The organism is Parageobacillus caldoxylosilyticus NBRC 107762, assembly GCF_000632715.1.
Taxonomy (GTDB): Bacteria; Bacillota; Bacilli; order Bacillales; family Anoxybacillaceae; genus Saccharococcus; species Saccharococcus caldoxylosilyticus.
In genome coordinates, this window is the sequence record NZ_BAWO01000045.1 from 1 (window position 1) to 20664 (window position 20664).

Consider the following 20664-nt stretch of genomic DNA (forward strand, 5'->3'; position numbering starts at 1 on the left):
AAGTTTAAGAAACAGTTATAAAAATAATCCTATTTTTATGGAGGATTCAAATGGGTAGATATATTATTGGTTTTGTAATGATTATTTCTGGAATTTTACTCTTAATTATTACTAAGGATAAGGACTTTAAAGAAGTTGAAGATTCATTGGTAATTGCTTATTCATTTCTGATATTTGGATTTATATATATCGTTTATAAAGTAATTCGCAGGCGATAAATTCAATCTTCAACAAGAAATAAAGCAAAGGATTAATAAACTTTCCCTCTTTCTTTTGGTGAAATATCAACACTATTGTTTAACAGAGCCAATGAAATAAAAAAACCGATTTCCCAGTCAGGGAATCGGCTTCGAAAACTCTTATTTCAACTAACTCACCTAATAGTTTAAGAATATTTTTTATGGTTCACTAAGCCCCATTGCCAATAGCAAAAGAAAAGCAACGGCCAAAACTGCTCCATTTCCTATCAAGCTGATAATTAGCAGAAAGAAACGTTTAGTCATCAAACACGAGAACGCCGCGAATAAAATACCAATAATTGATAAGATACCATAAATTGTGATCACGAAATAAATATCAGCATTTGGACCTCTTTCGGTATAGAAAATAATGATACTTATGATTACAGGCAACAAAGACGCGACACCTAATATATTTCCTACTTTTTTCTTGTCTAACACTACAAAACACCCCCTCTGTTGATAATAACTTTTTGAATTATAGCCATCCGTTAATTCAACAAGAAATCACCTTCACTTTCCAACATTATACATTATGTAAAGACCGGTACAATCTGTTTTTTTGTTTAACCCCCTCTTCCTTCTGACTCTTCTTCGTTTCCTAGTTTCCTCTTGACTTCTTTCACAAAATATAAGAACATATATTCGTAAATCAAACATATGTTCTTATAAAGGAGGTCTTTGCGTCGATGTGCTTCGATATTTCCTGGCTGCCAAAACATAAAATGTTGTGCATCGATGTTCAAATTACAGAACTGTTTTCCACCTTTGTCCCTTTTGAAGCGATTCTCACGTACAGCGTTGATGAGAGCTGGATAACCCTAGACGGTACGGAAAAGCTGCATGGATCCCCCATGGAAGCGGTCCAAAAAATACGCAGCGCGATCTGGAATCAATTCGGTCTGCCATCTTGCATTGGCATCGGCCCGAATCGTTTCATCAGCAAAGTCGTACTGGATGTATACGCCAAAAAGCAAGGCATCGCGGAATGTACACCAAACAAGTTATGGCTGGTTCCGTTACGGGAAGTCTGGGGCATTGGCAGCCGAATGGAGAAACATCTGAACAATATGGGAATGTATACGCTTGGAGGCGTGGCAAACAGTTCCCTGGATCGTTTACGGAAGCGTTTTGGCGTAATAGGAGAACAGCTTTACTATCCCGCTTTGGGAATTGACTTAAGTTCTCCTTTTATCGACGCAAGGAACTTCCTTCAAAAAAGTTTATCAAGACCTAAAATTATAAAAAGTTATGAACCTCTTCCGCCTACACTCCGTTAAGAGGTGGGAGACTTCTCGGTAAATATGTTAAAAAAATAAAGGAGAACACATTTTAGTCATGTATTAATATGTGTCCTCCTTTATTTTTAGAGATTTTTTATGATTTAGATCTTGATAAGACGAACTCACTCCCTTTTTAATTATTCATTAACCGGAATATATACTTGAATTTCTTTTATCATTTGTTGAAATTGTTCCTCATCTTGGAAATAGTCACTGCGCCAATTATCCATAATCCATTTCACAAGCTCTTGTGGAGTATCAAAAAATTCCCCGCTCGTATCCGCTTTTCGGATCGTGTATCGGCCGTTGTCTTCATCGATGGTCACTTCACACGGAAAAGCACCATCTTTCGCTTTTAAATAAAATTCCACAGCAATTCTTCCTTCCTGTTTTTGCTGGTATTTTTTAATTATTCATAAATTTATGCTCATACCTTGGGGCAATTGCTCTTATTTATCGATAAAACTACTTTGCTTGTTTCATTTGACGGATTAATAGGGATGAAAAATACTTGCGGGCATCCGCATTTTGAATATGCAATATTTGTGTCGTGTCCTTTTTTTCTGAAGAGTCTGGCATTTTTAATTCGAATTCGACGAAAGCCCCGCTTAAATTTTCTCTCACATTTTTGATATAGTATCCTTGTTGAATCAAATAGTCAATTTTATCCCTTTCTGCCAAAAATTCTTGATAGGACATCTGATTACCACCCCCTAATAAAAATGAACCGTTTTCTTCCAAACATTTGCTTGCCTTTTTTCTCCTAAATATTGTGAATAAGATTCCAAACGATAGTGATTTTTGAAGATCTACTATCGCTTAGAACGGGATAAGGCTAAGCTAAAAAAATTGGAGTGATATATGCTACATTTTTGTAGCCGTTTTAGGAGGAAAGTTAAATGGTTAATTCCTCGCTCTGTTTGGAAATAGTCGAGGTTCCGTATTTTGCACGTTTTAAATATTGTCCGTACCCTGGTTTCCCGACAAATTGTTTATCACGAACGACAAATTCGCCTCTACATAAAACCGATACCGGTTCACCCGTTACTTTCATTCCTTCGAATGCATTGTAATCAACGGCCATATGGTGTGTTTCGGCCGAAATCACCCGTTCGATATTCGGGTCAAAAATGACTAAATCCGCGTCTGAGCCTACCGCAATGGTTCCTTTTTTCGGGAATAACCCGAACAATTTGGCAATTCTTGTCGACACAATGTCGACAAATTGATTTAACGTGATTCTTCCTTTCTTTACTCCTTCACTGAAGAGAATGCTAACCCGATCCTCAATGATCGGTCCGCCATTTGGAATTTTTGTGAAATCTCCTCTGCCAAGTTCTTTTTGGCCTTTAAAGTCAAACGAACATTGGTCAGATCCCAGCGTTTGCAGCTGGCCGTTTTTCAATGCGTTCCACAATACCTCTTGATGCCATTTTTCACGAAGCGGAGGAGACCAAACATATTTCGCGCCTTCAAAATTAGGCTTTTCTAAATAAGATTGGTCGAGAACAAGATATTGCGGACACGTTTCTCCCCATACATCCAATCCTTTATTGCGCGCCTCAGCAATTTTTTCAACCGCTTGCGCACATGTCACGTGAACGACGTAAAGCTGTGAACCGGCAAGCTCGGTTAATTGACATGCGCGCCCTGTCGCTTCTCCTTCCAATTCTGGAGGTCTTGTTAATGCATGGTAAATCGGATCCGTATTCCCATCTACAAGCGCTTTCTTCGTTAAATAATCAATCACATCACCATTTTCCGCATGCACCATCACGAGCGCTCCAAGTTCTTTGGCGGCCGCCAGCGTACGGTATAACGTTCCATCATCTGCCTGAAATACGTTTTTATACGCCATAAACACTTTAAATGATGTAATTCCTTCTTCTTCAATGACTTTCGGCAGCTCTTCCAATACTTCATCCGTAATTTCACTAATCATTAAATGAAAGCCGTAATCAATAACCGCTTTTCCCCTCGCTTTGTTATGCCAAGTTTCAATCGCTTTTTTCAGTGGTTCCCCCTTATTCGTTAAACAAAAGTCGATGATGGTCGTTGTCCCGCCAAATGCCGCCGCAATCGTCCCGGATTCGAAATCATCCTTTGTCACCGTGCCCCCAAACGGCATATCTAAATGCGTATGTGGATCAATGCCGCCTGGAAATACGTAACAGCCTTTTGCATCAATCACTTCGGCGCCTTTTTCCTCTAAATTTCGGCCAATCATCGCAATTTTCCCGTCTTTAATCAGCAAGTCCGCTTCATACGTATCCGTTGCGGTAACAATCGTTCCGTTTTTTATAATTTTTGTCATTTCTACGTCCTCCTTTGATTGAAAAGATTATTTTACGTCAACATTACAGCTGTTAAGTCCGCTAATGGCTGCTTGTCGCTCATTCCATGTCATCGGTGGATGTTCGCTTGGTATTTCGACCATGTCAATCGCGCCATCCACCGGACAGACGATCGAACATAAATTGCATCCTACGCAATCTTCTTCGCGCACTTTTAAATACTCTTTTCCATTTTCATCCGTTAAACGATCGATGCATTGATGAGAAGCATCTTCACACGAGATATAACATTTATTACAATTAATGCAAACATCGGTATTAATGCGGGCAACCACTTTATAATTAAGGTCGAGGCCCCCCCAATTGGAGTATTTATGAACCGACTTCCCAACAATATCCATAACGGAAGCAATTCCTTTTTCATCCAAGTAATGGTTCAGTCCTTCAATCATATCTTCAATAATACGGAAGCCGTGATGCATGACAGCCGTACATACTTGCACCCCGGTTGCCCCCATCAGCATAAATTCCACTGCGTCCTTCCAACTGGATATGCCGCCTATGCCGGAAATCGGCACATGAATACGCGGATGCCGGGCGCATTCTGCAACCATGTTCAAAGCGATTGGTTTCACCGCCGGGCCGCAATAGCCTCCATGCGCTCCCTTCCCCGATACATGCGGAATGGTATTCCACGTGTCCAGGTCAACTCCCATTAAGCTATTGATGGTATTGATCATGCTGATGGCATCGGCTCCGCCCTGAACAGCCGCTTCAGCTGTCGCCGTGATATCTGTAATATTAGGAGTCAGCTTAACGATGACAGGCGTCTGCGCCACCTCTTTCACCCAATATGTTTGCTTTTCCACGAGCTCAGGCACTTGCCCGGAAGCCGACCCCATTCCCCGTTCGGCCATTCCGTGCGGGCAGCCAAAATTCAGTTCAAGCCCGTCTACGCCCACATCTTCCACTCTTTTCACAATTTCATGCCATTTTTCCCTTTTTGGTTCGACCATAAGGGATGCCACCACGGCTCGATCTGGAAAACGCTTTTTGGTTTCATAGATTTCTTTTAAATTCACTTCAAGGGGACGGTCCGTAATCAACTCGATATTGTTAAAGCCCATCACACGCTGTCCATTAAAGCTTACAGCCGCAAACCGGGATGATACGTTTAAAATCGGTTCACCGAGCGTTTTCCAAACCGCTCCGCCCCAACCAGCCTCAAACGCTCTTTGCACTTGATAACCGGAGTTGGTTGGAGGCGCAGAAGCGAGCCAAAATGGATTGGGAGACTTTATTCCCGCTAAATTAATGCTTAAATCCGCCATTTTCTTGCCCTCCTCCGTTAAAAATGACAATATCAGGCAGTTTCACTTACTGCTTTTGTTAAATATTGATGTATCGCGTAGGCTGCCTCTTTTCCTTGCTGCGCAGCAGTGACAACCATCGCTTCGCCTTGTCCTTTCGCAAAAATGACATCACCACAGGCAAAAACTTTTTGATTGGATGTTTGATAGTTTTCCGGATTGACTTTTACCACACCATCATCATGCTCTAATCCAAATTCCTGAATGAGATCAAGGTGCCGCGTCTGGCCGATTGCTTTAATAACTACATCGACTCGCATCGTAAACTCGGATCCTTCAATGGGAACAGGACGACGGCGTCCATCTGCATCCGGTTCTCCTAACTTCATACGAACACATTCGATATGGGTCACTTTTCCGTTTTCATCACCAATAATCCGCTTCGGTGCAGTTAACCAGCGAAACTCGACGCCGTCTTGCTTCGCAAACTCGTATTCAAAATCGTACGCGGTCATTTCCTCTTTTGTACGGCGATATAAAATTTTTACATTTTCCGCTCCTAAACGCACCGAACAAGTTGCGCCGTCAATCGCAGTGTTTCCAGCACCGATAACAACCACTCTTTTCCCCACTAGCTTGTCAGTCAATGGGTTTGTTTTCGTTTCTTTAATAAATTCAATGGCATCATACACTCCGTCCAAGTCTTCTCCTTCAATCCCTAACATTGGAACTTTCCCCATACCGACAGCCAACACGACTGCATCGTAATCGTCTAAAAGCTCCTTAGCGGAAATATCTTTTCCTACCTTCGTATTGGTGCGAATTTGTACCCCTAAACCTTTGACTTGATTCACTTCCCAAAACGATATTTTTTGCGGAAGCCGGAAGGAAACGATGCCGTACGTATTCAGTCCCCCTGCTTCTTTTTCCGCTTCAAAAATGGTGACCGTATATCCCATTCGGGCCAATTCTCTAGCGGCAGATAATCCAGCAGGACCGCCGCCGACAACAGCCACTGTTTTTCCGTTTTTCTTTCCAGCCTCAAACAATACTTCTTCATTCCGAATGGCCCAGTCTGTCGCATATCGTTGCAGCTTTCCAATCATGATAGGCTTGGTGGAATGATTCAGAACACAGGCACCTTCGCACAATTCCTCCGTCGGGCATACCCTTGCACAGCTGGCACCGACAGGATTGGACAACATAATGGTTTTTGCCGATCCTTTTAAGTTTCCCGACGCAATTTTCTTGATAAAAGCCGGAATATCAATCCCTGTAGGACAAGCTTTTATACAGGGCGCATCATAACAATATAAACATCGGTTGGCTTCTTCTATCGCTTCTCGATCGGTTAACCCCGGTTCTACTTCTTGGAAGTTCTTTTCCAAATCAGAGAGAGATAGGTTCATCGCGAACAACCTCCTTTTTCATTTTAAAAAAGGGAATAGAGTAAAACCCTAATCCCTTTTTACGCTTTATGGCAGTAACGCTGTCATTTCGTTGTAAGTTTCCGGACGGCGGTCTCTATAAAACTGCCACGTATCGCGAACTTCACGAATCATCTTTTTGTCCATCACACCGATGACGACCTCATCTTTGTCACGGCTTCCCATCGCAACAAAGTTGCCTCTTGGATCGACTAAATAAGACTGACCATAAAATTCTCCCATGTTCCATGGGGCTTCATATCCGACCCGGTTGATGGCAGCGACATAATATCCGTTTGCCACTGCATGGGCAGGTTGCTCCAGCTTCCATAAGTATTCGGAAAGACCAGCTACCGTCGCCGAAGGGTTAAAAACAATTTCAGCACCTTTTAATCCTAAAATTCTTGCCCCTTCTGGGAAGTGGCGGTCATAACAAATGTAAACGCCTACTTTGGCAAATGCCGTATCAAATACCGGGTATCCTAAATTCCCTGGTTTGAAATAAAATTTTTCCCAAAATCCGCATCCTTCATTGCCTACGCCAACATGCGGAATATGCTGTTTTCGATATTTTCCTAAGTATGTGCCGTCTGCATCAATGACAGCGGCTGTATTATAATAAGTGGCGATTCCCTCTCTTTCATAAATCGGCAGAATAATGACCACACCTAATTGTTTTGCCAGCTCTTGAAATCTTTTTGTCGTTGGTCCATTCGGAATTTCTTCCGCAGCATCATACCATTTTGTATTTTGCTCCGCACAAAAATATGGACCGTAGAAAACTTCTTGCAAACAGATGATTTGCGCTCCCCGGTCTTTTGCCTCTTGCACCAATTTTATATGTTTTTCAATCGCCTTTTCTTTATGGACTTCCACCGGCTCATCCCCATGGACATCATGTGATGCTTGAATAAGACCGATTGTTACTTGATCAGCCACCTCTCCATCCCTCGCTTTTCTATATTTTCAAACCTACTAAAAGCAAGCATTTTCCATAGTATAAAACACCAAAAAGACAACACCTCCCTATCCTGATTGATATAAGACTAAAGAATCCGAACTTTAAGAATATTTTATCTATAGTAAATAAGCTTTTCATTATACACTTTGTTAAATAAGTAGATAGGTTTGTTTTTCATTATGTAAAAATGTACTATGAACATAATTGACATTACCGCATTCGTTTGCGATCAATATGTAGAGTCTTGAGAGAAGGAAATAAAAGACAAGGGAACACGTTATCCTATTTAAATAACTCTGTTGATTTTGAATAAATCTAACAGTTGTTTTGTAATATACTATTTCAAGGTAATAACAAAGCTATGCAAATTTTGATTTGTCGTGAAGTTGATGAAACTATCAAGATACACAGGCTCATACAAAGCACGGCTATTCCAGTTCTAGAACAAAAAGCATTGAGTATTTTACAAATCGTCAAATGGATAGCCTGTTTTTGTTTACACTTTGTCTAATGATATGTAACCACTTTCTAACATAAACTAAGTATAAAAACATTTATCTAATTATTCAGATAATTGTTAACAAATCATTTTCCAAGGAGGGGATTTTTTTGGCCAAACAAGACACAGGTCTACAAAAAGGGTTAAAGGAACGCCACATGACAATGATCGCAATAGCTGGGGTTATAGGGGCCGGACTTTTTGTGGGAAGCGGCGCAGTCATTCATTCCACAGGCCCTGGGGCCATTGTTTCCTATGCATTAGCCGGCTGCTTAGTAGTTCTTGTGATGAGAATGTTAGGAGAAATGGCTGCAGCTAATCCTACTAGCGGCTCTTTTTCGGCATATGCACACGATGCCATTGGGCCTTGGGCCGGATTTACCATCGGATGGTTATATTGGTTCTTCTGGGTAATCGTTATTGCTATCGAAGCAAATGCCGGTGCTGCTATCATTCAATATTGGTTTAATAGTATTCCAATATGGCTGTTAAGTTTAATTCTCACCATATTGTTAACGCTTACAAATATTTGGTCGGTTAAATCATATGGGGAATTTGAATACTGGTTTGCGTTAATTAAAGTAGCGAGCATCATTTTGTTTTTAATGATCGGGGGCGCTTTCATATTTGGACTTTATCCAAACAGCAGCCCAATTGTGTTGAAAAATCTAATCGGAAATGGCGGATTTATGCCGCATGGCATCAGTTCCATCCTTTTAGGAATTGTCGTTGTTATTTTTTCCTTTGTTGGAACAGAAATCGTTACGATTGCCGCCGGAGAATCCCCTGAACCGCAGAAAGCAGTAACTAGAGCGATTAAGTCCGTCCTATGGAGAATCCTAGTTTTTTATATTGGCTCGATCGCTGTAGTAGTAACTTTATTGCCTTGGAACTCAGCAAACGTTTTAAAAAGCCCCTTTGTTGCGGTGCTAGAGCACGTTGGTATACCAGCCGCCGCACAAATCATGAATTTTATTGTATTAACAGCCGTTTTATCTTGTCTAAATTCAGGGCTATATACCACCTCAAGAATGCTTTATTCCTTAGCGGAAAAAGGAGAAGCGCCAAGACGATTCCTCAAACTAAACAAAAACGGTGTACCCGCTCAAGCCGTTATTGCCAGCACATTCTTTGGGTACATAGCGGTGATCATGAATTACATTTCCCCAGATAAAGTGTTTTTATTTCTCGTTAACTCCTCAGGCGCTATTGCCCTGCTTGTATATTTAGTTATTGCGGTTTCACAATTGCGTATGCGAAAAAAACTTGAACAAAGCAATCCTGAAGCATTAAAGATAAAAATGTGGTTATTCCCGTATCTAACTTATTTGACTATCTTGGCTTTATTAGTAATCCTTATCTCCATGTTATTTATCAAAACGATGGTTTCCCAATTACTGTTGACACTCTTAATCACGGCCGTAGTGATGATTTCTTATTTCGCATTTGCCAAAAAACGCTTAAAAAGCGGCTATAACAAACAAATAGCACCGCTAGCGAAAGACTAATATAGCACTGACTAAGCCATTCACCTGATGAGAAGAGCATAGTAATATCGAAAAGAATCCGTAATCTATATTATTAGGACCGTTTATTTCCTTAAAAATCACTATTTCACCATTTTCCCAAGGCAATATATCCTCTACAAGCAGGCAGCGAAAAAAGAGGACATTTGATATGATGTCCTCAACAGTCTGCTTGGGAGGGGTTTTGTATGGCGAAGAAAGAACAAACTAGTGCGCCCAAAAACGATCGAACAGGCATATCAGGCGATGGAAGAGTATATTCGTTTTTATAATCACAGCCGTTTCCAAGAAAAGCGGAACGGCCTTTCCCCGGTTGAATATCGGGAAAAGGCCGCAGCTTAATATACTCTTTTTTCATTATCTACTTTGACAGGGTTATGTGTAATTCGGCTTCTATATAATGAAAGGATTGGACGTTAAGCCTATGTAGTATAAGAGTTTTGCTTTTTTCACAGCAAGCGAGCGCAAAGGAAAATCTCAATATTCCATTCTTTCTTCCGCCACTTGGCTGGCATCTGTAGTAGATTGATACTGAATTCTGCTTTTGAAAAATCTCTCCGTATCTTTATCCATAAAATACACGTAACATCCCTTCATTCCACGTGTAAGAAGAACGCGATACGTATTTTTTACTAAGTCAATAAACTTTTCCTTTGATCTTTTAACAACAGTGTCATAGGAGTTTTCTTTATGCGCTTCCCAGCGTTGCTCATCTAGGTTATAGGTTAAATCTTTTCCAAAAATCACACCGACATAATCAAATTCAAATCCTTGCGCCGTATAAACACAACCAATCTGATTCATCCCGTTAGGATCGTGTGCCCATAATGTAGCTTTTGGTATACCTGGCGCAAGTCTTGTCGCATCTGGTTTAGCATTCCATGGACGTTGAAAATCACCTATAACTACATCATTGTGCAAGGTTCCGTCTGCCTTCGGCTCAGACCACGGCCAGCAAAATCCCGCAGTCAGGCGCGCTGAATATCCTTGCTTCGCCTTTTCGCGAATAGCTCTTTCTAATTCAAATGGTGAATCAAAAATTTTAAATTCAAATGGGTCATTTATATCCCATAGAACATTCGCAGTTTGACGAATGCCTAGCGTATTATTGATCCAATTGATAAACCCTTCTGATCCATTGCAGCGAAATTGCGCATCTAGCTCTTCAATATACACTTGACATCCATTATCTAGCGCATATTTGGCAATATATGCGGTCGAACCGATTTCATCTGGGCGAACCACTTGGTTATCATCAATAAAAAATACAGACACTTTTGCCGCATTGATAATCTCAGCGATTTGCGGGATATTCGAACGATTTTCTTTTTTCGTAAACCGGCTGTTGCTCGTCTTGCGAATGCGGTGCGCTTCATCACAAATAAGCACATCAACTTCATTGTACTGGGCTTTTGTATAACTATTAAAATATTTAAATTGCACTGATCCTCGTCTTCCGATAATGGACCTTAACGTTTCCGTAAACGCCCGCGACCCAGTTGCATAATGCGTGTTGTAACCAGCCAATGATAAATCCGCAAGCAAATTCAACGCGATAACGGATTTGCCTGTGCCTGGCCCTCCTTTGACAATAACCACATGTTTCCGTTTATCATGGAAGCCTTCCCTTGCAAACGCAAACACTTTATCGTAAACAACCCGTTGATTGTCGAGCAGCACATATTCTTTCTTGCCTTTAATCGTATTTCCAACGTGTTCCATGAGTTTTTTGCTTGGACGATATTTGCTATTTTCTATTTTTCTTAAAATATCGATGCCATTGCCCTTGGATAATTTTGATTTTAAAAAATGAGTTAGCTTATCTACATCGTCTGCTGTAAAGATGGGAAAATCTCTTAACAATTGCTGAAACTTCGGTGCAAAAATCACGTCATTTTCATCGTAATGATAGTTATGTAAATATGCGCATGACGATAAGTGGACGCAATCATCTTCATAAAATGCTGTATGGGTATCTTGCAAATACATCTGATAAAAACCAACTTGCGCCGATGGATGGAGCACATCCCGTTTGGAACCTCCAACCCATGTTACAACCTCATTTTCACCATTCGATTCTTCGCATCGGTCCCATTGCTTTAATTCAATAATAACTGCATTTTCTTCCTCTTTTTCATTCTTACCTGTTACCATACAATCTAACCGTTTGGAAGTAGAAGGCAGTTGATACTCTAACAAAACCCCGTGGTCTTTTAATCCGGCATTCATAAAAACAAGCGACAATGCACGCAAAGAGTTTTTCCAAGAATTAATTTCCGATGGAGAAGGATAATAATGGAAATGGTGAAAAAAACTTTGACGCAATTTTTCAGCAATTTGATTTTGTATTGTATCTTGTACAAATTGCTCTGAAGTTCCAGAATATAACCGCATTTTTCTCCCTCTCTACCCTCACAGTTCAGTATATTTCTTTTTTGACCCAAACGATTTCTCAATTGGATACTTTTGTTCATTTTTCTTTATTTTATCAACAACAGCTTTTTCCATATCAATCCCTAATTCATGTGAAAGCAGAAGTGCATAAATGACTACATCGGCAATTTCGTCTTTTATATTTTCCAAGTTTGTTTTTACAGCTTCTTCGCTGCTTTTCCATTGGAAATTTTCCAGCAGCTCTCCTGCTTCTAGAGATAATGAAATCGCCAAGTCTTTTGGGGTATGAAACTGTTTCCAATTACGTGCATCGCGAAATTCAATGATTTTTTGCTGCAAATGTTTCATGATTATTACCTCCGTTAGTGCTATTTTTCTTTAAATGTCATCGCTATCTATCAATCTTACAATTCCTTAAACACCACGACGGCTGTCTGAGCAAAGTGTCAATCGGAAGTGTTTTGCGTTCGGCTTCTCTGGTGATGACTAGCTACCTTCCTTCAAGCTTTATGACAATGTCTTTGCTGCGGTACGCCTTAATTTTAGACGCTTTATCAAAGCATCACACAACGCCATTGGAAATTCTCCTTTACAAGCTGTTTCTGCTAATATGATAAACTAGTATTTTTTACCTTATATTTTACAAAAATAAAGACGAAACGTCTAATAATTCTTGAAAAAGTGTGATGCAAAAAGCCTATTGGATACATCCATACACAAAAAAACACCATCCCAGCAGCACAACAAACATGCATGGGATGGCGGATGCAATCTTGATAACAAGCTCTTAAACTTCAAACTTGCACATCTTCCACCTTCAATGGTTCCCACTTTCTCCATGTAACAGGTGAATTCTAATAAAAACTAAAGTGATCACATCCTATGCTATTCCATGATTATATCCCGCAAGAAACTCACCCCGTATTCAGGGGGATCAATGTTCATATATTGTGCCATGGTTGCGGCAATATCCGCCATCGTATTGCGGATGCCAATCGATACAGGTTTTACTTTTGGACCGACTACTAGAATTGGTGTTTGCTCACGAGTATGATTAGAGTGCCCAATAGTAGGGTCATTCCCGTGATCGGCAGTGATGATGAGAAGATCATCATCCTTCAGTTCACTAATAAAAGTTGACAAAAAACCGTCTACTTCTTCTAATACTTCCTTATACCAGACACAATCTTGCTTATGCCCTGCCAAATCCGTTTCTTGTACATTGACAAGAAAGACGGAATCTTCCTTGCTTTCCCTGAATAAGGCGCGATATGTTTCAAGGACGCTTCGCGTGTTGACAACTGGATCTTTAAATCCAGTTGCTTGAATCACATCCGCTGTTTTTCCAATTCGGTAAACCGGTATCTGATTCAACTCCGCAATATGGGCAAACTGTCTGTCGTAATTGATGCCATATCCTAAATGGAGCACCTGATAGCCGTCGCCGTATACATTTGCCTTCGGGCTGTCCACTCCCCACTGTCCCGGGGATTTTTCTTTTACCGCGTTAAGGATCGTTTCAATGTTTGTCTTTTTATTTCCAAACGCAATAACTCTACTTGTATCTACGCATTTTCTAATAATATTGGCGATTTTGCTCAATTCATCAAAGGAAACTAGATTTAAGTCGCCGACTACATTAATAATATTGCCTTTTTCCGCTTCCAGGTTATCTCCAATGACGACCGCACCATTTACTAAGAGAATCGAGGATTTTTTTATGGGATGTTCGACATGATATTCATGGCTTTCTAGGGCGGTTTTTATATTTGCTCCCACATCTTTCATTAGTCGTTTTTTCGGAATTCCCGGCTTGCTTCCCATTAGTTCCTGATGCCCCATAAATGTATCCGCGCCATAATGGGCCAAATTGCTTTTACCATACGCTGCCTTCGGCTCGCCGATATTGTCAACGATTTTTCCCAATCCTAATTCATACAAAGTAGGAATGTGCAAATCGACGGCCTCTCGAAGATGTTTATACGTGTTGGCCCCGACGTCCTCTGGCTTCACCTCTGTACAATCATCCATGAAACCAATTCCAAATCCGTCCAATACTAATAAAGTAACCCGTTTCAAATTGCTACTGCCCCCTTCTTTGGAAATAAACGAGCTCAGGAGCTTTTTGGCGAGCGCCACGGATATAAGCGACATGAGACCTTGTTATAAAAATTTGTGTGCGAAACGCGTAAATAACCGTATCACCGACTTTCATCTCTTCTTTTCGCTTCAGACAGCCATAATAGTCAATATTCGTCGCCGACCAGCGATCAATTTCTGCCTTTTGTTGGATAATTCTCTCTTCAGTTCCCCCAAACAACGCGTATTTCATATTTGAACGGGCATAGAAACCTCCCCCGATCGTATATGCAAATTCATCGTCCATGTGCGAGATTTCCGATACATATACAATGCTAGGAACCTCAGGCAAGTCCGGTTTATAGGCGTGAAGCGGTGTAGTTCCCGTCATTGCATGCCCTGGCTCGCCGTGAGTAACACCTGCTTCTTTTAATTTAGGGATGGTATAGCAGCTCGTCGCACCAGGCGCGTTGACCTGCGTTACTTTTATCCCTTTTCTTTCCAAAATATTTCTTGCTTTTTGCAGTGTTTCTATATTGGGAGTAAAAGAAAAGTCTTGTTGTTCCTGATGGAAACGGAAAATCGGAAAACTTGTGACCCCCACAACATTAATTCCTTTTAGAGTCAATATGTCATCCAATTGTCCTTCTAAATCGTCTAAAAGAAATCCACCAAATTGCCCTGGAAAAATCACATCGTTTGGCCGAATCACCCGCAATAGAACATCTTGTTTTTTTCCTAATTTTTCAGCCGCGTCCGATAATTGTTTCGCTCTTTCATACGAAAAAAGAGTCACTACTTCCGGACGGAGAAAGGTTAGCACGTAATGCCACTGAGACTTGCTCGGCTGGACAAGATGCCCGATATTGCCAATGGAGCACCCTTCTTTTTTTAATTCGATTGCCTCATCAATATCGACGGCAACCGCCCGCTCGATTCCGTTGTTCTGAATGATTTGCCCGACAAACCCGCTTCTGCCGATTTGCTTTGTCATATAGTAAAGTTTTAGATCATGATCTTTTGCTGTTTGGCTAATCCGTTGTACATTTCTTTCCAAAGAGTCTAGATCAATCACATAGGTATTCGCAGGTATTTTTCCATCCTGATGTAATTTGGCCGCAGCCCGAATCAGTTCTTCATTTCGTTGCAACATCATATTTAAAAACATGTGCCATCAGTCCTTGAAGCCTCTTGCAATGCATTTTTTAAAATCCTAATCACCGTGCTGGCAGAGGCTTTCATAGGGTTGATTCGAAGCCCATAATCCCTTAATTCCGGACGGCTTTCTAAAAAACTGCCAGAAACGCGGTAAATCATCGGTATTAATTCATATCGCGATTCCGCGCCGACAGGATAGGTCGCTGCGCCAAATTTGGCGGCGGTCTGAATAATTTTCTGCGCAATAGGCTCTTTTAGTTCGACAATGACATTTTTGGACTGTGAGTTGGTAATATATGCCTCTTTGATGCCGTCAATTTCCCCTCTATTTAAACGGTCGCATAATTCATCCACTTGCTCATTTTGAATGGCAAACATAACCGGAGCGAAAACCATGCTTCGAATCAGTTCATGCGCCTCGAATCCTTGTACTTGACCGCCGCCCGAATAATTACGTTCATGGATTTTCTCGATAATATGTTTTCTGCCCAAAATGATGCCGATCCCTTCCGGACCAAGGAGTTTGAAACCGGAAAACGCCGAGAAATCTGCTCCATATTCCACTCCGATTCCTTTCATTTTCATGGCGCAATAATTATCATCTACAACGACCGGCAAATCCGGTCTGCGTTCCTTTACCACAGCAATTAGTTCTTTTAAATCATACGTGTCCACCGGCTGCTGGCGCGCGTGCTGTACATAAAATACTTTGGCTTCTGCAGCCTGCTCGAGTGCTTTCAACACTGCATTTTTGTCATTAAAATTAACTTCATGTTTCCTCAATCCCATAATGCGGAAAGTTTCTTTCGTTGTTTCGTACATTGGTGCATCATGTACAATACATATATCCCCGGGACGCACTAACATGCTCAGTACGGTACGAATCGCTCCAGTTCCACTTCCCCGTACTAGCGCACATGCTTCGGCGTGGAATGTTCTTGCTAGAACCTTCTCCATTCTAGCCGTCATGAGGGGACGATGATACTCTGGATGAAGCCCAACATCGCCTAATTGAAAAAACTCGTTATTGGAAAACTCCTTTGTGATTTCGTCAATTAACCGAAACTGCAGCAACTTTGCTTCTTCCAATGTCATATTTTGTAATACAGATTGTTCATATTTTTTTGCCATAAATTAACCTTCTTTCCGTATGCTAAATGCTTTTTGCGGATTTTTCACAAGCAACTTTTCAATCGTTGTCTCTAGTACCCCCATTTCCCTTAAAGCAGGAATAAATTTTCGCAATACCACGCTATATCCCTGTCCGCCGCGAGAAAGTAAATGTGATTGACGCGTTACATCGCTAGAAAGCAAGATTTGATCTTCATATCCTCTTTCAAGAAAATATAGCAACGATTTCATTCGGCTCATGTCACTGCGATAATTCTCTTTTCCTATCGTATCTAGCGCGATGTATACGCCTGACGATAAAACTTCCAATACGACTTCGTCATCTTCATTCAAGTCTTGATGCCCGATGACCACCTGATGTAAAGGCAAATTCTCGCGGATAAATAATTCGACCTGCTCCAGCGCGAGTGTGCCTAGCGTAGTATGTGTCGATAAAGGCAGTTTGGTTGTTTTGGCAGCTTCAATTGCTCCATAAAACAGTTCCAGCTCAACCGGTTTAAACTCATTGAAACTGCTTCCTATCTCACCAATAACTCCCGGTTTTATATTCGTCCCATCAATGCCATTCTCGATTTCATCTATCATCCACTTCGCGAATTCATCGCGATCCCAATTTATCTTTTCTTGAGGAATGAAAGGATCTTTATAGCAACCAGTACTAGCGATAATGTGTAAATCAAGCAATTTACTGATTTCTACTAGCTTTTTTACATTACGTCCCATTCCATCGTTTGTCATTTCAACAATCGCTTTGCCGCCGTATTGAAGAAAAACTTTTAAATCTTCTACTACAAGATCCAGATTTTGTAGACACGTATCGGTATTTTTTTTAACACGACTTAAATCGATGTAAAGATGTTCGTGACAAGCACAAACACCTAGTTCCTCCGGCTGAATTCTCCCAAGGACAGTCTGAATGTACATTCGTCATGCATCCCCTTACTGTGTTGGCGGTGTATAAAGTCCTAACAGGGCGAATAGGTTTCCGATAATCCCCACCGCGATGGCGCCAATAGGCCCTACAGCCATTCGAACGATTGGCCGCCCCGCAACTTCATTTAAGAGATAGAATCCTACAATAGCGAAAAATCCAAAGCCAGGCACAATGGTGTTGGCTGCGTTTGCACCACCCACGAGCAAAGCAACTTCTAGTACTCTCGTCATCGCTGTACGGATGTTCTCACCGGAGGCTCGTATGCCAGGAAAACGGTCAAGAACAGCAGCTAATTTGGTTAATAAGAAAATTTCTGCTAAAATAATGATGGCACCGAGAATCGCTGCAACAACTGGATTTGGAGAAAAAATACCCGCAGCAAACACAAACGTAAATCCCACTGGTCCGTAGACACCGGTGGCAATAGCTGTACTGGCAATCAATGGAACAAATCCGAATGCTTTTGCTAACGAGGCAATTCCACCTTCGGAAATTTTTCCGTCGGAAAGCAGATTTAATGAAATTGGGTCACCAGCAATTAATAAAAGGTTAGTCGCGGCGGCAATAAGGCCCCCACTAATCATTAACACCCAAGCGTGTTTTTTAATTCTTGTGACACGATCCGTAAATAGTGTTGCTAATGTGGAAAGATTCTTTTCCGTTGATTTTTCACGCATCGCATAAACCAATAAAAATATCATTCCGACAATGAGAGCAATTCCCTCAGGGCTAAGGGTGATAGGCGAACCACCAATTTTAATAATCTTTTCTGTATTCATAAAAACAATGATTTGACGGGATAGCGCTGCGACTAGAAAAGCAATAATTCCTTTTTTCATTCCAAATTGCAAAACAATTGCAATTGCCGGGAATACCATAAAAGAAACAACAACTGGTTCTCCTACCTTGTTAAACCCATCAACAAAGTTAAGCGGCAGAAGCTTGAACGCATCTACTACTGCTTTTAGACCGTAGTAAATGCCTGCGCCATACAGCGCTCCAAGTATCCCGGCAATCGGTGTAGTGAATTTACCACGTTTGAAAATTAACCCAATAATATCCGTTCCAAGCAAAATACTGTGAATTAAAATAATGCTTCCGGCAATCGAGATCGGAATGCCAAAGCCGATGACCAATCCGAAACTCATGGCAAAAGCAGTTACACCGAGCTCTCTCCGGCTCATTCGGCCTTCTAGATTTTTTGGCACAATTGGGCGCAACCCATCATTAAATACAGCAATCCCCATATTCGCCATGACCGCTGCTAACGCACCAATACACATCATTAAAATAACTTCTAACATTTTATTTCCCCCTTAACTTACCTCTTTAACAGTGCTTCTATTAAATATTGCACTGCTTTTTCTTTGTGATCTCCTGTGAAACCGAAAGCTTTTGCACCTTGTGCAACCGCTTCCTCCACTTTGTCTTTTGTCGGAGGCTGCCCCGGCATAGAGATAGTTGCACATCGCTGTTTTCCCAACAATGCAATAGCCATTGCCAACGCCCCGCCACCGCCAGTATGGCAAGCGCCAAAATAATAATCTGCTTCTCCTGACTTTATTGCCATTACTGCTTCTAAATCGGATTTGATCATTGTCTGAACCTGCCCACCACTAAACTTCTTTACTAATGCTTCAATTTCCGCTTTTTCTACTTGCCCGCCAATGACAATCCTTATCATATAAACGCCATCCTTTCCTCATTAAGGTTTTGATAAAACGTTAACAAAGTGCATATATAAAAATTTCCTTTCTTCTTCTGGAAAATTTCCATTCATCCACTTTTCAATCATAGCTACCTTCTCTACTGCTGCAGGGAAATGGGAAGATAAATAAACTTCATTCATGATGATATCTGGAGGTGAATAAACGGTTTCATTTCTCTCTATTCTTGTGACAGCCATTGCGAGGTGAGTAATTAACATGGAATATCTGCTTGCATTCTCTTCATCCACAAATTGTTCTATTACTTTACTACAAATGGCTTTTGCATTTTCTGTAATCACGTTTGACTTTTCTAGTATTTCCAGGCGTTCCAATAGAGTGTCCATTCTCACACCTCAATGTACAATTTTTTGTATATTGATAATAAGAAAGAAACAAGTTAGTATTTAGGCATAACATCCCCCCTTTCAACTCCTCTTTGAATTTCGACTATTTTTTCTTTCGAAAGATGCTTTAAGATGTACTCCACTTTTCTATTGCTTTTCCGAATCACACAAACGGCTTCGCTCATCTCCTTTTCATATTGAATAGCTTTTTTAGAAGTTAATGGCTCGACGTGATAGAGCGTCGTATCAATTTCATCCATATTCCATATCGTTGCATCAATTGTATCCGCTTTCAAATGTTGCAATAGATGCATATAGTTCATCTCAACGTATTCAACATTTTTTCCTTCTGTTTCTGCGTAGGTTAAGAATTTTTGATCATTTGAAAAGGTATCGATGCCGATTTTAAACCCGTTTTCAATTCGTTTCTTCGTTGGATCAGAGAAAATTACAGCATGCTTTGAAACATAGGTCTGTTTGCCAAAGGAAAGAGCAATCATAAGACCATCATCGTTTTTCATTTCTTCCAATGCTGAAAACCTTGAAACTATTGCAAAATCATATCTCCCTTCTTTTACCCCTTCGAGACGAGGCTTTGCTCCTCTCATAAAAGCAATATTAAAGGCGAGATTTAAACGGCTGAATTCAGAAGCCAGCCCTGATGCAAGCCCTTCATATTTTTTGGAATATGGCAAAGGCATTACGGCCAATACTCGGTCAACCCCTGAAAATTTCAAAAGATTTGATACACATTTCTCTCTCAAAAACGTTCCAAGGTGCCCCCGCGACTCTAATCGAATACTCTGCGTTTCTTCTAGAATCTTTAATGCAGATTGAACCGTTCCCCTGCCGACTTGAAACTTTTCGGCTAAGTCGCTTATTCTTGGTATTCGCTCATCTGGTTCGTAAAATAGTAATTCCTCTGCAACTTGTTTTAAAGTAAGCCCGCTTTTTGAATAAAAATTCTCCATCATATCATATACACCACGTTTAACAAGATACAATATTCTGTATATTGTTATTATAAATAATAATAAAATTAACCGCAATATTATTTAGTCAAAAAACTATGCCAATACAGATAAAAAGCGCATAATGAAATAAATTTCATAAATACAAAAAAGTCCACCCCCCTGTAGATCCAGCAAAACCTCCAAGGTGTGGATATACATTAAGCAACGACTTTTACCATTTTCCAAATAATACACTTTTTATCACCACCACAAACCTGCATATGACACGTAAACCATCGTTACTCAGTTGCATGATGACATGACATCCTTTATATCTTGTTTCATCATAAACAGATGGGTTATATCTAGACAAGCCTGTATATTCGCTTCATCTAGCAACGATTCCTACTCCGCAAAATGGAT

19 protein-coding genes and 1 pseudogene are annotated in these 20664 nt (G+C 40.7%); 3 read left to right on the plus strand and 17 right to left on the minus strand.

The annotated features are described in order from the left end of the window. Positions 1-398: 398 nt before the first annotated feature. A complete protein-coding gene (locus GCA01S_RS11940; RefSeq protein ID WP_042410235.1) occupies positions 399-680 on the minus strand; it encodes a hypothetical protein in 282 nt (93 codons plus the stop codon). 248 nt (positions 681-928) lie between these two features. On the opposite strand from GCA01S_RS11940, the gene GCA01S_RS11945 reads away from it, so the two are divergent. Further along, a complete protein-coding gene (locus tag GCA01S_RS11945) occupies positions 929-1519 on the plus strand; it encodes a Y-family DNA polymerase (RefSeq protein WP_245005331.1) in 591 nt (196 codons plus the stop codon). Between the two features lie 140 nt (positions 1520-1659). On the opposite strand, the gene GCA01S_RS11950 is transcribed toward GCA01S_RS11945, so the two are convergent. The 6 genes from GCA01S_RS11950 to GCA01S_RS11975 all read right to left on the minus strand — a co-directional run bounded on the left by GCA01S_RS11950 (position 1660) and on the right by GCA01S_RS11975 (position 7492). After that, entirely contained in the window at positions 1660-1893 is a 234-nt protein-coding gene (locus GCA01S_RS11950; protein ID WP_017436163.1) for a hypothetical protein, read from the minus strand. Positions 1894-1987: 94 nt separating this feature from the next. Beyond that, positions 1988-2221: a hypothetical protein gene (locus GCA01S_RS11955; protein WP_042410238.1), complete on the minus strand. Its 234-nt coding sequence runs from the start codon at positions 2219-2221 to the stop codon at positions 1988-1990. A 196-nt stretch (positions 2222-2417) separates the two neighbouring features. Further along, entirely contained in the window at positions 2418-3836 is a 1419-nt protein-coding gene (hydA, locus tag GCA01S_RS11960; protein ID WP_042410241.1) for a dihydropyrimidinase, read from the minus strand. Between the two features lie 27 nt (positions 3837-3863). After that, positions 3864-5147 carry an NAD-dependent dihydropyrimidine dehydrogenase subunit PreA gene (preA, locus tag GCA01S_RS11965; protein ID WP_042410243.1) on the minus strand — a complete coding sequence of 428 codons (1284 nt, stop codon included), beginning with the start codon at positions 5145-5147 and terminating at the stop codon, positions 3864-3866. 32 nt (positions 5148-5179) lie between these two features. Next, positions 5180-6535, minus strand: a complete 1356-nt coding sequence (locus GCA01S_RS11970; RefSeq protein ID WP_042410245.1) for an NAD(P)-dependent oxidoreductase — start codon at positions 6533-6535, stop codon at positions 5180-5182. Between the two features lie 66 nt (positions 6536-6601). Further along, entirely contained in the window at positions 6602-7492 is an 891-nt protein-coding gene (locus GCA01S_RS11975) for a nitrilase-related carbon-nitrogen hydrolase (protein ID WP_017436158.1), read from the minus strand. A 631-nt stretch (positions 7493-8123) separates the two neighbouring features. Between GCA01S_RS11975 and gabP the strand changes: the two genes are divergently transcribed. Both gabP and GCA01S_RS11985 read left to right on the plus strand, forming a co-directional pair. Next, on the plus strand, positions 8124-9521 hold the full coding sequence (gabP, locus tag GCA01S_RS11980; protein WP_042410247.1) for a GABA permease: 1398 nt from the start codon (positions 8124-8126) through the stop codon (positions 9519-9521). Positions 9522-9746: 225 nt separating this feature from the next. Beyond that, positions 9747-9881 (plus strand): annotated as a pseudogene (locus GCA01S_RS11985) (IS3 family transposase); the annotation flags it as partial. A gap of 135 nt (positions 9882-10016) precedes the next feature. Here GCA01S_RS11985 and GCA01S_RS11990 read toward each other — a convergent pair. From GCA01S_RS11990 to yhfZ, 10 genes are all read right to left on the minus strand, one after another. Continuing rightward, entirely contained in the window at positions 10017-11933 is a 1917-nt protein-coding gene (locus tag GCA01S_RS11990) for a DUF2075 domain-containing protein (protein WP_042410255.1), read from the minus strand. An 18-nt stretch (positions 11934-11951) separates the two neighbouring features. Next, a complete protein-coding gene (locus tag GCA01S_RS11995) occupies positions 11952-12281 on the minus strand; it encodes a nucleotide pyrophosphohydrolase (RefSeq protein WP_042410258.1) in 330 nt (109 codons plus the stop codon). A 537-nt stretch (positions 12282-12818) separates the two neighbouring features. Continuing rightward, on the minus strand, positions 12819-14012 hold the full coding sequence (locus GCA01S_RS12000) for a phosphopentomutase (protein WP_042410260.1): 1194 nt from the start codon (positions 14010-14012) through the stop codon (positions 12819-12821). A gap of 4 nt (positions 14013-14016) precedes the next feature. Continuing rightward, a complete protein-coding gene (locus GCA01S_RS12005) occupies positions 14017-15180 on the minus strand; it encodes a YhfX family PLP-dependent enzyme (protein ID WP_042410263.1) in 1164 nt (387 codons plus the stop codon). Beyond that, complete coding sequence (locus GCA01S_RS12010) at positions 15171-16301, minus strand: aminotransferase class V-fold PLP-dependent enzyme (protein ID WP_042410265.1); 1131 nt, start codon at positions 16299-16301, stop codon at positions 15171-15173. Before GCA01S_RS12010 ends, GCA01S_RS12005 begins: the two co-directional genes overlap by 10 nt. A 3-nt stretch (positions 16302-16304) precedes the next feature. Further along, on the minus strand, positions 16305-17225 hold the full coding sequence (locus GCA01S_RS12015) for a phosphotriesterase family protein (protein WP_042410267.1): 921 nt from the start codon (positions 17223-17225) through the stop codon (positions 16305-16307). 15 nt (positions 17226-17240) lie between these two features. Further along, positions 17241-18539 carry a YhfT family protein gene (locus GCA01S_RS12020; protein ID WP_042410270.1) on the minus strand — a complete coding sequence of 433 codons (1299 nt, stop codon included), beginning with the start codon at positions 18537-18539 and terminating at the stop codon, positions 17241-17243. A 17-nt stretch (positions 18540-18556) separates the two neighbouring features. After that, positions 18557-18916, minus strand: a complete 360-nt coding sequence (locus GCA01S_RS12025) for a DUF2620 domain-containing protein (RefSeq protein WP_375781809.1) — start codon at positions 18914-18916, stop codon at positions 18557-18559. 24 nt (positions 18917-18940) lie between these two features. Then, positions 18941-19288, minus strand: a complete 348-nt coding sequence (locus GCA01S_RS12030; protein ID WP_042410274.1) for a PRD domain-containing protein — start codon at positions 19286-19288, stop codon at positions 18941-18943. Positions 19289-19341: 53 nt separating this feature from the next. Then, the gene (yhfZ, locus tag GCA01S_RS12035) at positions 19342-20262 is read right to left on the minus strand and encodes a GntR family transcriptional regulator YhfZ (RefSeq protein ID WP_042410277.1); all 921 of its coding nucleotides are present in this window, start codon (positions 20260-20262) and stop codon (positions 19342-19344) included. Between the last annotated feature and the right edge of the window lie 402 nt (positions 20263-20664).

Coding starts and splice junctions, on each gene's coding strand:
- GCA01S_RS11945 (WP_245005331.1), top strand. CDS start 929: ATGTGCTTCGATATTTCCTGGCTGCCAAAACATAAAATGTTGTGCATC.
- GCA01S_RS11955 (WP_042410238.1), bottom strand. CDS start 2,221: ATGTCCTATCAAGAATTTTTGGCAGAAAGGGATAAAATTGACTATTTG.
- hydA (WP_042410241.1), bottom strand. CDS start 3,836: ATGACAAAAATTATAAAAAACGGAACGATTGTTACCGCAACGGATACG.
- preA (WP_042410243.1), bottom strand. CDS start 5,147: ATGGCGGATTTAAGCATTAATTTAGCGGGAATAAAGTCTCCCAATCCA.
- GCA01S_RS11970 (WP_042410245.1), bottom strand. CDS start 6,535: ATGAACCTATCTCTCTCTGATTTGGAAAAGAACTTCCAAGAAGTAGAA.
- GCA01S_RS11990 (WP_042410255.1), bottom strand. CDS start 11,933: ATGCGGTTATATTCTGGAACTTCAGAGCAATTTGTACAAGATACAATA.
- GCA01S_RS11995 (WP_042410258.1), bottom strand. CDS start 12,281: ATGAAACATTTGCAGCAAAAAATCATTGAATTTCGCGATGCACGTAAT.
- GCA01S_RS12005 (WP_042410263.1), bottom strand. CDS start 15,180: ATGTTTTTAAATATGATGTTGCAACGAAATGAAGAACTGATTCGGGCT.
- GCA01S_RS12010 (WP_042410265.1), bottom strand. CDS start 16,301: ATGGCAAAAAAATATGAACAATCTGTATTACAAAATATGACATTGGAA.
- GCA01S_RS12015 (WP_042410267.1), bottom strand. CDS start 17,225: ATGTACATTCAGACTGTCCTTGGGAGAATTCAGCCGGAGGAACTAGGT.
- GCA01S_RS12020 (WP_042410270.1), bottom strand. CDS start 18,539: ATGTTAGAAGTTATTTTAATGATGTGTATTGGTGCGTTAGCAGCGGTC.
- GCA01S_RS12030 (WP_042410274.1), bottom strand. CDS start 19,288: ATGGACACTCTATTGGAACGCCTGGAAATACTAGAAAAGTCAAACGTG.
- yhfZ (WP_042410277.1), bottom strand. CDS start 20,262: ATGATGGAGAATTTTTATTCAAAAAGCGGGCTTACTTTAAAACAAGTT.